General features: G+C 60.3%; 10 protein-coding genes and 1 other RNA gene. 4 read left to right on the top strand and 7 right to left on the bottom strand.

Annotated elements, in window-relative coordinates; genetic code table 11:
* Nucleotides 1–38: 38 nt before the first annotated feature.
* From H8S02_RS03200 to H8S02_RS03175, 6 genes are all read right to left on the bottom strand, one after another.
* Nucleotides 39–1,634 carry a peptide chain release factor 3 gene (locus H8S02_RS03200; protein WP_186969269.1) on the bottom strand — a complete coding sequence of 532 codons (1,596 nt, stop codon included), beginning with the start codon at nucleotides 1,632–1,634 and terminating at the stop codon, nucleotides 39–41.
* 359 nt (nucleotides 1,635–1,993) lie between these two features.
* A complete protein-coding gene (recR, locus tag H8S02_RS03195; RefSeq protein WP_186969268.1) occupies nucleotides 1,994–2,593 on the bottom strand; it encodes a recombination mediator RecR in 600 nt (199 codons plus the stop codon).
* Nucleotides 2,593–2,946 (bottom strand): YbaB/EbfC family nucleoid-associated protein, encoded by a 354-nt coding sequence (locus tag H8S02_RS03190; protein ID WP_118683913.1) that lies wholly within the window; start codon nucleotides 2,944–2,946, stop codon nucleotides 2,593–2,595. Before H8S02_RS03190 ends, recR begins: the two co-directional genes overlap by 1 nt.
* 14 nt (nucleotides 2,947–2,960) lie before the next feature.
* A complete protein-coding gene (gene dnaX, locus H8S02_RS03185) occupies nucleotides 2,961–4,592 on the bottom strand; it encodes a DNA polymerase III subunit gamma/tau (RefSeq protein WP_186969267.1) in 1,632 nt (543 codons plus the stop codon).
* 309 nt (nucleotides 4,593–4,901) lie between these two features.
* Nucleotides 4,902–5,168, bottom strand: an RNA gene (gene ffs, locus H8S02_RS03180) — signal recognition particle sRNA large type.
* Between the two features lie 102 nt (nucleotides 5,169–5,270).
* Nucleotides 5,271–7,661, bottom strand: coding sequence for a transglycosylase domain-containing protein (locus H8S02_RS03175; RefSeq protein ID WP_186969266.1), 2,391 nt, complete (start codon nucleotides 7,659–7,661; stop codon nucleotides 5,271–5,273).
* 352 nt (nucleotides 7,662–8,013) lie between these two features.
* On the opposite strand from H8S02_RS03175, the gene H8S02_RS03170 reads away from it, so the two are divergent.
* A complete protein-coding gene (locus tag H8S02_RS03170) occupies nucleotides 8,014–8,337 on the top strand; it encodes a BofC C-terminal domain-containing protein (RefSeq protein ID WP_186969265.1) in 324 nt (107 codons plus the stop codon).
* Nucleotides 8,338–8,344: 7 nt separating this feature from the next.
* On the opposite strand, the gene H8S02_RS03165 is transcribed toward H8S02_RS03170, so the two are convergent.
* Nucleotides 8,345–9,163, bottom strand: coding sequence for a polysaccharide deacetylase family protein (locus tag H8S02_RS03165; protein WP_186969264.1), 819 nt, complete (start codon nucleotides 9,161–9,163; stop codon nucleotides 8,345–8,347).
* A gap of 165 nt (nucleotides 9,164–9,328) precedes the next feature.
* Between H8S02_RS03165 and H8S02_RS03160 the strand changes: the two genes are divergently transcribed.
* The 3 genes from H8S02_RS03160 (at nucleotide 9,329) to H8S02_RS03150 (ending at nucleotide 13,015) form a co-directional block, all read left to right on the top strand.
* The gene (locus tag H8S02_RS03160; RefSeq protein WP_186969263.1) at nucleotides 9,329–11,092 is read left to right on the top strand and encodes a copper amine oxidase N-terminal domain-containing protein; all 1,764 of its coding nucleotides are present in this window, start codon (nucleotides 9,329–9,331) and stop codon (nucleotides 11,090–11,092) included.
* 1 nt (nucleotide 11,093) lies between these two features.
* Complete coding sequence (locus tag H8S02_RS03155; RefSeq protein ID WP_186969262.1) at nucleotides 11,094–11,237, top strand: hypothetical protein; 144 nt, start codon at nucleotides 11,094–11,096, stop codon at nucleotides 11,235–11,237.
* Nucleotides 11,238–11,410: 173 nt separating this feature from the next.
* Nucleotides 11,411–13,015 carry a S1C family serine protease gene (locus H8S02_RS03150; RefSeq protein WP_186969261.1) on the top strand — a complete coding sequence of 535 codons (1,605 nt, stop codon included), beginning with the start codon at nucleotides 11,411–11,413 and terminating at the stop codon, nucleotides 13,013–13,015.
* The last annotated feature ends 20 nt before the right edge of the window (nucleotides 13,016–13,035 follow it).

Here is a 13,035-nt window from a genome sequence, read left to right as displayed (position 1 = left end):
ATGCGCGCTAACGCGCGGCAGCATATTCTTCGATTATATTAAGCGTTTTCCGAGAACTCCGCCAGACGCAGGCCCTCATTGTGGTCGGTCGCGTAGGTGATGTTCCACGGCGAGGTGAACAGCAGGAGCGTGTTGCCTTTGAGATCCTCGACGATCTTGGTGTCGCTCGTCAGCTGGAGGCGCTTCACATCAAAGTCCTCCTCGTCGTTCTCGACCCAGCGGACATGCTCATACGGCAGGTTCTCACGGATGATCTCGACATTGTACTCGTTCTTCAGACGGTACTCGAGCACCTCGAACTGGAGCACGCCGACAACGCCGACGATGACCGACTCCATGCCGGCATTCGGCTCACGGAAGATCTGAATCGCGCCCTCCTGCGCGATCTGCTCAACGCCCTTGACGAACTGCTTGCGCTTGAGGGTGTCCTTCTGGCGAACGACGGCGAACAGCTCGGGCGCGAAGGTCGGGATGCCGGAGAACACGCACTTATGCTTGGGGTCGCACACGGTATCGCCGATGGAGAACACGCCCGGGTCAAAAATGCCGATGATGTCGCCTGCGTAGGCCTCGTCTACGATCGAGCGGTCCTGCGCCATCAGCTGCTGCGGCGCAGCGAGCGACATTTTCTTGCCGGACTGAACGTGGAGAACCTCCTGACCGCGCTCGAACTTGCCTGAGCAGATGCGCATGAATGCGACGCGGTCGCGGTGCGCCTTGTTCATGTTCGCCTGGATCTTGAACACGAATGCGGAGAAATGCGGGTCGAACGGGTCGATCACGCCGATGTCCGCGGTGCGTGCAGTCGGCGGCGGCGTCATCTGAAGAAACTTCTTCAGGAACGGCTCGACGCCGAAGTTGGTCAGAGCGGAGCCGAAGAATACCGGCGAAAGCCTGCCCTCGTGCACGGCCTTGAGGTCGAACTCGTCGCCCGCGCCGGAAAGCAGCTCCACATCGTCGATGAGCGTCTGATACTGATCCTCGGGCAGCAGACCCTCGAGAATGGGGTCATCAATGGACAGGCGCTGCGCCTTGACCTCGTGGCGGAAGTCCGCGCCCTCGAAGGCGATGACCTCGTCATCCATGCGGTCGTACACGCCCTTGAAGCGCTTGCCCGAGCCGATCGGCCAGTTTACGGCATAGGTGCCGATGCCGAGCTCGTTTTCGATGTCCTCGAGCAGCTCATACGGGTCGCGCGCCTCGCGGTCCATCTTGTTGATGAAGGTGAAGATCGGCACGCCGCGCATCGCACAGACCTTGAACAGCTTGCGCGTCTGCGCCTCGACGCCCTTGGATGCGTCGATGACCATGACGGCGGCGTCCGCCGCCATCAGCGTGCGGTAGGTATCCTCGGAGAAGTCCTGATGGCCCGGGGTATCCAGAATGTTGATGCACTTGCCCTCGTAGCGGAACTGAAGGACGGAGGATGTGACCGAAATACCGCGCTGCTTCTCGATCTCCATCCAGTCGGAAACCGCATGGCGGCTGTTCTTCTTGCCCTTGACCATGCCGGCCTCCTGAATCGCTCCGCCGTACAGCAGGAATTTCTCGGTTATGGTCGTTTTACCGGCGTCAGGATGCGAAATGATCGCAAATGTGCGCCGATTTTCAATTTCTTTTTTCAGATCAGCCACAGGCTTTTTTCCTCCCAAATATAAATTTCAGCGAAATGTTCACAGAATGTACACAATTATTCCGTATCATAAAAAATGTGGAAAGCGTAAGATCCCCCCACATGTTCTTGCTTTCTACTCTCTATCCTACCTTTTATTGCGGGAGCGGCTGGGCGAAAGCCCGGCTGTTCCTGTTTTTTTGCGCTCTTCGCGCGCGATAGGGGGTATCCAATACCCCCTATCTACAAAATCCGGTTCCGCAGAAACCGAATTTTGATACCCCCGGACGCGCCCCAAGGGCGCTGAGTCGAGGTATAAAATGACCGGCAAAGCTGGTCATTTTATAATATTACACAATATACAGCAAGATTGAGAGCCGCTTACAGCTCCCGGCGGCCCTCGAGGGCGCGTGTGAGCGTGACCTCATCGACGAACTCGAGATGTCCGCCGACCGGAATGCCGTAGGCAAGGCGCGTGATTTTAATGCCGAACGGCTGGAGCAGGCGCGAGATATACATCGCGGTCGCTTCGCCCTCGGTGTCCGGATTGGTCGCGAGGATGACCTCCTCGGTGCCCTCGTCGGCGATGCGCTGCACCAGCTCGCGGATGCGGATATCGTCCGGGCCGACATGACCCATCGGCGAGAGCGTGCCGTGAAGCACATGGTACAGGCCGCGGTACTCCTTTGTGCGCTCGAAGGCGATCACGTCGCGCGGGTCTGCCACGACGCAGATGGTCTTCTGGTCGCGCGACTTGTCCGCGCAGATTGGGCACTCCTCGCTGTCCGTGAGGTTCTGACAGCGTTTGCAGGTGAAGGTCTTTTCCTTCGCCTCACGGATGGCGCTCGCGAAGCGCTCCGCGTCCTCCTTTGGCATATCGAGCACATGGAACGCCAGACGCTGCGCGCTCTTCTGGCCGATGCCGGGCAGCCTGGCAAACTCCTCGATCAGCCGCTCGACCGGTGGTGCGAAGTAATCCATTACAGCAGGCCGCCCAGACCGCCGCCGAGGCCGCCCGTCAGTGCAGACATCTGGCTCTGCGACTTCTCGGTCGCCGCCTTGAGCGCCTCGTTGACCGCCGCGACAACGAGATCCTGAAGCATATCGATGTCGTCCGGATCGACAACATCCGGCTTGATCTCGATGCTCTTGAGCGTGGAGGTGCCGGTAACGACTGCGGTCACCATGCCGCCGCCCGCCGTGCCGGTGGTCTCCATGACGGCGATCTCCTCCTGTGCCTTGAGCATGTTCTCCTGCATCTTCTGCGCCTGCTTCATCATTGCCTGCATGTTCATGCCGCCGCCGAAGCCGCCGAAATTCTTACCCTTTGCCATCTTAAGTGTCCTCCTTAAAGTGTCTTGATTTCTATGTCAAGTTCCTGCGCATGGCCGATCAGCTCATCGACCTTCGCGTTATTTTCCTGTATAATCTCGTCTCCCGCCTCACGCACGCGGACCTTGATGGGGCCGCCGTTCAGCTTCGCCGCCTGTTCACGGATGACCGCGAGCGTCTCATCCTTGTGCGCGAGGATATAAGCCATTCTGTCCTCGCAGAGGATGACGAGCGCGCCGTCCTCGATCGCGCCCTTCGCGCCGAGCTTGATGTTCGTCAGTGCGCCGACGTTGATCTTTCCCATCAGGGCGTCGAGCAGCCGCGCCCACTGCGGCCAGAGCGTCAGCGTCGGGCCGGCCGGTTTGCCCGGCTTCGCCTGCGGTGCCGGCTCCCCGTCGATCAGCGGCGGCGCGTCCTCGTCGCCCGGCGGAGGGGGGGCGTCCTCATCTCTCGGCGGCGGAGGTGTCATGCCGCCGCTCTGCGGCGTCTGCACGACCTGCACCGGCACGCCGTTTTTGAGCTTTTCCTCGAGCGCCTCGACGCGGCCGCCGAGGGTATCATAATTCTCCGCGCCCAGACTGCACAGCCGCACGGCGCACAGCTCGGCCTCTACGCGGCGGTTCGCCGCCGAGCGCATCCGGTCGAGCGAGTCGCCGATGATGCGGCTCCACGCGATGAGCGTCGAGGCCGCGAGGCCGTCGCACAGTCCCTGAAGCGTTTTCACTGTATACGCCGGTGAAATGAGCGCGGAAACATCGGTTCTGCTTGTCTTGACGAGCAGCGCGTCGCGTATCAGGCCGAGCATCTGGTCAAATACCGCCGCAAGGTCGCGGCCTGCGCTGTAGTATTCCTCCAGCAGCGTCACCGCCGCCGCGAGATCGCCTGTCTTGAAGTGCTCCGCAAGATGAACGCCGTCGTCCTGCCCCATCACGCCGAGCGCGGCTGTGACCGTCTCCTCGTCGACGGCGCCGGCCGCCGCTGCGCGGTCGAGCATGGACAGCGCGTCGCGCATCGCGCCGTCTGCGAGGCGGGCGATCAGCCGCGCCGCCCCCTCGGTCAGCTCGATGCCTTCGCCTGCCGCGACGTCGAGCAGTCGACGCGCGATGTCCTCCGCGCCGATGCGGCGGAAGTCAAAGCGCTGACAGCGCGAAAGAATGGTCGCCGGGACCTTGTGCAGCTCGGTCGTGGCGAGGATGAACAGCACATGCTCGGGCGGCTCCTCGAGCGTTTTCAGCAGCGCGTTGAACGCGCCGATCGAGAGCATATGCACCTCGTCGATGATGAACACGCGCTTTTTGACCTGCGCAGGCGTATAGCGCGTCTCGTCGCGCAGGTCGCGGATGTTGTCGACGCCGTTGTTGGACGCCGCGTCGATCTCGGTCACGTCGAGCACCGAGCCGTCCAGAATGCCGCGGCACGCGGCGCATTCGTTGCACGGGTCGCCGTTCACCGGATGCTCGCAGTTGACCGCCCGGGCGAGAATTTTCGCGCAGGTCGTCTTGCCCGTGCCGCGCGTACCGGTGAACAGATACGCATGGCTGAGTCTGCCGCTCTGAAGCTGAGCGCGCAGCGTGTCGGTGACATGCTGCTGTCCGATCACGTCCGCAAAGGTCTGCGGCCGCCATTTACGGTATAAAGCCTGATACAAAGCGAAACCCTCCCTCCGCAGTTCCTGTTATAAAAAAGAGACGGGCGTAAGCCCGCCTCAAAGCCTGTCGATAAAGCTGATTTCCGCGCAGATATATCACTCGCGCGGCAGCGCGCATTCAATGCGTTTGCTTCGCAAACGCATAAAAACCGGGGACATGCGCCTCGGTTTTTATACAGGTCGGAGCAAAAGTTTCGACCATCGGGAGGAACTTTTGTCCCGTCGGGATATATCCGAGCCGCAAGGATCGGTATATCCCATTCGATTGAAAGCGTGGTTTCAATCGAATTAGTTCAGTGCTCCACAAGACCGCACGCAGGCAATTCGAAAACACACACCCGGCTGCCTTTCCGCATTTCGGACTCAAGATCGGCAGCTCTGCGGCACACGATGGTTTCTGCTTAATGCTGCTCGGTTCCCCGCCTGACATGGTTCACAGTCCTCCGTTGCGCAGTACCGGTCTCTCATCGTCCTGTGAGTGGCTGCCTCGCCGCATATGCGACCCTCTTTGTCTGCACGACCCCTGCTGAAGCGGATTGCAGGTTCAAGGCACCGCTAACGCCCCGGTCTGTGCGGCCTTGTGCAGCACTGAACGTTTTTCGGGAGGAGAACTGCTTTCGCGGCCCTCCGCCCGTCTGTATTTACTTTTCTGTGCCGGACTGTCCGGCATGCCGAGGATCAGCTCTCCGGGTCTTCTTCTGCCGGATCGGGCGCCGGTTCAGGATCGGGCGCCGGTGCAATGTTGCCGCCGTCATCTCCGCCACTGCCGCCGTCGTCGCCGCCGTCATCACCGCCGCTGCTGTCGCCGTTGTCGCCGTTTTCATAACTGCTGTCGCCGTTATCGGTCGAGTCGGTGCTGCTGTCGGTGTTCGAGCTGTCGTCGCTTTCCTCGTCGTCATACTCGTCGTAGTAGTCATCCATGCCGCTCGTCTCGAAGTCGTACTTCTCCTCGATGTTTTCATGGCTGCAGGTCTGCGTCGGAACCTTGTCCTTCCAGAAGCGGCCGGTCGCCGCGCGTCCTGCCTCACGGCAGGCGCCGGATGCCAGCAAGCCGGTATCCATGCAGTAGGTCTCCTCGACGAAATCCTGCGGATGCGAGTCAAAGACAAGACCGCTGTCGCCGGCATGAACCTTTTCCATGACCTTGAGCCAGATCTCCGCCGCGTTTCGGCCGTACAGGCCGTCCAGACGGTAGTTATGCTCATAGCCTACCCAGACCGCCGCAGAGTATTCCGGCGTTACGCCGCAGAACCAGATATCCGTGTTCGAGCTCGTGGTACCGGTCTTGCCCGCGGTCTCCACGCCGTCGATCTGAATGCCGTAGGCGGTACCGTGTGCGGTAACGTTCTGCAGGCAGTCGAGCATATCATATACGGTATGGACGTTGGTAAAGCCCTTGTCGGTATAAGGAGTGTTTTCAAGAACGGTGTTGCCCTCGTTGTCAAGCACCTTCGTATAGGTGCGCGTACCGCCGAACACGCCGTCGTCGATGAAGGTAGAGTAGGCGCCGGCCATTTCGCGGACCGTCACGCCGTCGGTCAGCGCGCCGAGCGCCAGAGGCGCCAGGGCAATATCCGACTGGACTGTGCCGTCCTCATTGGTACGGTTGCCGACCAGCTTGATGTCGAGCTGGCTGGTGAGGAAATCATAGGAAGCCTGCGGTGTCAGTGCGTTGAGCACCTGTACCGAGACGGTGTTGAGCGAGCGCGTAATACCTTCCTTGATGGTCAGGGAGCGGCCGGTCGGGTACTTGCCGTCGTTCATCGGCCACGGCATGCCGTCCTCGCCCTCGGAGAAGGCGCGGTCGTAGATCGTCGTGCTCGGAACGATGATGCCCGCATCCATCGCCGGGCCGTAGCTTGCCAGCGGCTTGAATGAGGAACCCGGCTGGCGGCGTGCATCGGTCGCGAAGGAGAACGAGCGGCTGAGCGTTTTCTGGCCGCGTCCGCCTGCGATCGCGACGATATCGCCCTGCTTGTCCGTGATGACCATGGCGCTTTCCGGCACTTCGCCGTACTTTTCCGTATTCGGGAACGCGGAATCATCGGTATATACGCTGTCCAGAGCATCCTGAACCTTGGTATCAATGGTTGCATGGATCTTGAGGCCGCCGGAATATACCATATTCTCTGCGACCAGCTCGGAATAGCCCTTCTGCTCCTTCAGATCGTTGATGACGTCCTTGATGACCTCATCGGTGAAGTAGCTGTAGGTGGACTTGACGTCCTTCTGGTATTCCTCGTAGGGACGGTAGTTCAGCTGCTCGGAAACGGCCGCATTGTACTCGTCCTCGGTGATCATGTTCTGATCGAGCATCTGCGACAGAATGGTCTCCTGACGCGATTTTACCTTGTCGGAATGGTTATATACGTCGTAGATGGACGGATTGTTGGTCAGTCCGGCCAGAACGGCGCATTCCGCCAGGTCGAGCTGCGAAACATCCTTGCCGAAGTAACGGTCTGCCGCGGTCTGCACGCCGTAGCTGTTGTAGCCGAGGTAGATGGTGTTGAGGTACATGACGAGGATGCGGTCCTTGTCGTCGATCTCCTTTTCGAGCGCAAAAGCACGGAAGATCTCGTTTACCTTGCGCTTGATGGAGTAATCCTTGTCCTCAGTGATGTTTTTGATGAGCTGCTGCGTGATCGTCGAGCCGCCGTACTGGTCGCCGCCGAGCACCCAGCCCTTGACCGCGCCGAGCGTGCGCCACCAGTCTACGCCGTGATGCTTGTAGAAGCGCTCGTCCTCGATGGCGACGACGGCGTTCTTGAGATTGTCCGGAATTTTGTCGCTGTCGACCCATTCGCGGTTCTCGCGGCCCTTGATGGTCTCATAAACGGTCTCCTCGCCTGTCTCCGCGTCCGTCGTATAGATGAACGAGTTGAGGTTCAGGCCGAGACCTTTGCTGATTTCGGAAGCAGTTTCCTTCGCGGACGGGTTGATGTTCGTATGAACATAGAACGCAAACGCAATGCCGCAGAAGCAGCCGCACAGCACGCCGACGAGCACTAACGTCAGCAGCAGGCGTCCGAAAAACCGTCCGATGACCGATCCATTTTTTCTTTTTGACAATTCGGTATCCTCCTTGCCCGGCAGCCGCAGGCCGCAGGGTATGCCCGGCAGAATGCGCACGGGCAGCTGTCATTTACCTGTACAGGTACGGACGTTTTCACCGCCCGTTTTGTTCCCGCACGGCTGAAAAAACGCCCGCAGAATGAAATATCCCCATTTTCGCCCCTGTGCCGGGACAGAGCGGGAATACAGTATTATAGCGGTCTATGCCATTATAACACACAAGAGCCGAAATGCCAAATTATTTTTACAGAACTTCGCGGAATAGACAAAAATTTTGTGGGAATACTCAAATCACGCAGTCTCTCTCTTCTCTATTTTAGGAATTACATCTGTAACGGAGGTTTTGTCAATGATACAGGGATTTTTTCTGCTCGCACGCCGTCAGGCGCGGCAGCGCGCCGCCGCGCTCCTGATCTTTCTGCTCCTTGCCGCCGTCATGCTCGTCCTTGCCGTGCGCGCCGTCCGTGCGCCTGCCGCCGTTCCCGCAGACGCCGCCTCGCTCGTCGCCGGTACGGACGGCACGCACCTGACCATCTCGCAGAACGGCGAGGTCATCCTTACGACGGCGATCGATGTGCGCACGCTGCCGAGCGCCGACCGGGAAGCGCTCCGCCGCGGCATCACGCTGCGGAGCGATACCGAGCTGACGCAGCTGCTCGAGGACTACTCGTGACGCGCGTTCATTCCGCTCTTTCGCCCGCGAGCTCCTCGAGCGAGGCGAAGCGGTAGCCGAGCGCCTCCCACTTTGCGAGCAGTTCATCGAGGATGCGCGCGTTGGTCGCGCTCGTCGAGTGCAGCAGCACGACCGCGCCCGGATGGATGCGCGGTACGAGCTTGGAAAACGCCTGCTCATCGGTCGGCTGATCGTCGGTATACCAGTCCACATAGGCGAGCGACCAGAAGATCGTGCGGTAGCCGAGTTTCTGCGCCATGGCGAGATTGCTCTCGCTGAATTTTCCCTGCGGCGGACGGTAGAATCTCTTCATCTCCTCGCCCGTGAGTTCCCGGTATTTGTCCGCAAGGCCGTCAAGCTCCGCCGAAAACGACGCTTCGTCCTGTATCGCGGACATATCCGGGTGGTGCAGCGTGTGATTGCCGACGATGTGCCCCTCCTGCACCATGCGGAGCACGAGCTCGGGCGCGGTATCGATATAGTTGCCGACGACGAAAAAGCAGGCCGGTGCGCTGTGCTTTTTGAGCGCGTCCAGAATCGCTGTTGTGCAGCCGTTCTCATAGCCGGCGTCAAACGTCAGATAAATGACCTTTTCCGCCGCATCGCCCACATAATATGCATCCCACTGCCGCAGCTCTCCGGCGGAGACGTTGCCTTCGGGCTGCTGCCCCTCCGCGCGGAACGACAGTCCCCAGTTTCCGTCCGCTGCTGCGGTCTGCTCGGTCTTTCCCTGCGGGAACATCATGAAAAGCGCCGCGACGACCGCAAAAGCCGCCGCTGACGCCGCGACACGGCGCAGCATGGAGCACGTGATGGTGATGAACATTTCTCTCCCCTCCCTCTCTCCATGCTACGCGGACGCCCCGGAAATCATGACGGTTTTTCGCGCCGAAATCCGTTCAAAAGGGCAATGGACAGTGCAGCGTCAGGTATAGTACAATATTTCTATATAGTGTAATCAGCCAGCCTTCCGCATCTAAGGGGGATCTCTATGAAGCACAAACGACTGTTCACTGCCGCTCTCGCGGCGTCTCTTGCCGTGTCCTCGCTGCCCGCAGCGCTCGCGCTCGACACCGCGCCGCCCATGTACCAGCAGTTCGGCTACGACAGCGAGGAGGCGTACACCTCCTCCTATGACTGGTGGTTCGACAAGCTCAGCTACGACCAGGCGAGCGACTGCTACCGCCGTCATCTCGACGAGATACATAACGACCCGTCCGTCGCGCTCCGCTTCCATGATGCTGAGCAGAGCGACCTCGAGGAATGGCTCGACAGCGGTTACTGGGACGACCGCGAGGCCTTCTACCGCAGTACGGCGCTCGACATGACGCTTCAGGACGATTTCTACGCCGTCCCCGCGCTCAGCGTGCAGCTTTCCGGCAAAACGCTCACGTTCCCCGACGTTCAGCCGTTCTTCGAGGACGGCCGCACCATGGTCCCATTCCGCGCAGTCGCAGAAGCGCTCGGCGCCGAGGTCGGCTTCGACGGCGGCACGGTTTCCGCTTCGCTCGGCGGCAAGGTCTGCCGCTTCGCAATCGGCGGCGACACCCTCACCGTTTCCGACAGGGCGACCGGCAAGGTGCTGAAAACCGTTCCGCTCGACACCTCGCCCATCGAAAAGGACGGCCGCACCTGCGTTCCCGTGCGTTTTCTCGCGGAAAGCCTCGGTCTGACCGTCGAATGGGACGACGGTGCACAGTGCGCGGTGCTGTATGACCGGGATGCGCTGCTCGAGAGCATCGACAGCGGCTTTACGACCGCGAACCGCTGGCTCGCCGCCGTGCCCAGACTGCAAAACGCTGATGCCGTGCGCATGGCGCTCACCGCAAAGCTAGACTGCACTGCGTTCGACACGATCAGCGGCGACAGAAAATACAGCGCTTCTGGCACGATGACGCTCATCTCGGACGGAAAAAGCGCCTCGCTCTCTGCGTCCGCCGATCTTTCTGCACTCGCGGGCCTTCTCTCATCCGACCTCATCAGCAGCGCGGACGGCCCGACCTCGCAGCTCTTCTCCGCGTCCATGCTTTCCTATTATAAGAGCGCGCTCAGGAACGCGGCGTTCGATCTGATCTACAACGCCGATACGGACACGCTGTATGTGCGCAGTCCGCTGCTGTTCTCCGCGCTCACTTCGAGCAGCGGTACGGACAAAAAGACGGACGGCTGGTATTATGAGGAGCATTTCAGCGAAAAGACCGCGCTCGGCGAGCTTTTGACGCTGTACCGGAACGCTGATACCCAAAACACCTGCGGCGCGGCGCTTCTCGCCTCCGCCGAGGCGTATGCGGAGGAATACGGCGGCTGGAGCGGCTTTTACAGCTCGCTCGAGGACAGGCAGAAGAACCTGTCCGCTGTACTGGGCGATGCGGTGTTCACGCGCTCGGGCGACCGCTGTACTGCGCAGCCCTCGGTCAAATCTCTGCTCGGCGGCGAAGAGGATGATATGGTCGGCGTCAGCGGAAGCTATACTCTCAACACGGCCACCGGTGCGGCGTCGGGAGATCTGGCCCTCGACATCAAGGGCAGTCTGTTCCCGGTTGCCAACCGCACCCGTCTGACCTTTGATCTCTCCGGCACGAGCGGCAGAATGACCCTCTACAACCACCTGCGCAATCAGGGCACGCTCACGTTCGATCTCTCGCTCAGTCTCGCCCCGTCCTCGGCACCGGTTTCCGCGCCGCCGAAGAACGCCGTGCTGACGCCGCTCGATGAGCTGAACGGAATATCCGGCCAGACCAGATGGAGAAACTGAAATGAAAGAATATCAAGACCTGATCGGCAAGATCATCATTGCGGCCGCCATCATCATCGCGGCGGTCATCATCGCCGGTGCGATCGAAAGCGCAGGCGTCAACATCCATCAGGGACTTGCCTATGCGGGCGAAATGCTCCGGTAACATAGCCGCCTCCCTCTTTCGACAGTCTAAGGGCGCACCTCGGTGCGCCCTTTTCATATGCACCTGCGCGTGCTATAATAAATAATTGTTCAAAGTATGTTCACATTGTTTTCAACAAACTGCCACACAGCAAATCTACAATAGAGACAGTAAACGATAAGGAGGCCATTCCAATGGACGACTTCAACAATAAATATGAAAATGAAAACAAAAATGCGGAAACGTCGATAAACGAGACCCCGGCCGAGCCGCAGGCGCAGCAGCCGAATGAAACGGCGCCGCAGCAGACCGAAACGCCGCAGGCGCAGCAGCAGCCACAGTCCGGCGAGGAGCCGCGCACCCCGTTCCAGACGCCGGTGCAGCACCCGGAGTATCAGTCTCCGCGTGAGCGCAGCAATGCACAGCAGTTCCAGTCCTCCCAGCAGCCGCCGGTTCAACAGACACCGCAGCAGCAGAACGGCATTCCGTACAGCGACGCATGGCATCAGCAGAATCAGCAGAGCGCAATGCCGCACCGCAGCAGAAAAAGCGGCCGCAGGCTCGTCATCGGCCTGTGCAGCGTTGCCGCGGCCTGCCTTCTGTTCGCCGGAGGCGCGGTAGCCACCTATTTCGTCACCGGCAGCAGCCAGACGGACAGCTCCGCATCTGCCTCGACCGACAGCGGCTCCACGCCGACCATGCAGATCAACAGCAAGCCCTCGGACAGCAGCTCGAGCTCCTCGGACGGCATGTCCGGCGAGGACATCTACAAAAAGGTCAGCCCCTCGGTCGTATCCGTTATCTCGACCACGAGCGAAGGACAGGGCAGCGGTTCGGGCGTTATCATGAGCAGCGACGGCTACATCATCACCAACAACCACGTTGTCGAGGGCGCGCAGTCGGTATCCGTCCAGCTGAATGACGGCACTTCGCTCGACGCGACCATCGTCGGCACGGATGAGCAGACCGACCTCGCCGTTATCAAGGTCAACTCCTCTGCCGAGCTGACCGCCGCAGAGTTCGGCGACTCGGACGAGCTCCAGCCGGGCGAATACGCCTACGCGATCGGCTCTCCCGGCGGCGTTCAGTTTGCGAACACCATCACCGGCGGCCGCATCTCCGCGATCAACCGCGACCTTACCGTCAATGACCGCGTCATGAGCCTGATCCAGACCGACGCTTCCATCAACAACGGCAACTCCGGCGGCGCACTCATCAACGAGTACGGTCAGGTCGTCGGCATCACCTCGGCCAAGCTGTCCGGCAACGCCTTCGGCAGCGCGACCGTTGAGGGCATGGGCTTCGCCATCCCGATCAACACCGCAAAGGATATCGTCGACGAGATCATCCAGAACGGCTACGTTTCCGGCCGGCCGTCCATCGGCATCACCGGCCGCAATGTCTCCTCGCAGGACGGCAGCATCTCGGGCGTTCAGGTCTATTCGATCGACTCGCGCGCCAAGGCCGCCTCTGAGGGTCTCAAGGTCGGCGACGTCATCACCGCAGTAAACGGCACTCCGACCCCGACCATGGACGAGGTAAACACCGTCAAGGCCGACAAGAAGGCCGGCGACAAGCTGACGCTTTCTGTCTACCGCATCTCCGAGGACAAGACCATCAACCTCACCATCACGCTGACCGATGCGCACGATCTGGAGGGCGACGATCCGGCTGAGACGCAGCAGCAGAACCAGAGCCAGAATGATAACTCCGGCAATTACGGTAATTACGGCAATGGCTACGGTAGCTTCGGCGGTTTCGGCGGCTTCTCCTCCCCGTTCTCGAGCTTCGGCTGGTAAAAACACAATATATAACAAGG

This window comes from Agathobaculum hominis (genome assembly GCF_014288055.1).
Taxonomy (GTDB): Bacteria; Bacillota; Clostridia; order Oscillospirales; family Butyricicoccaceae; genus Agathobaculum; species Agathobaculum hominis.
The sequence above is the reverse complement of the archived record's forward strand: the minus strand, read 5'-3'. Positions and strand labels throughout refer to the sequence as shown.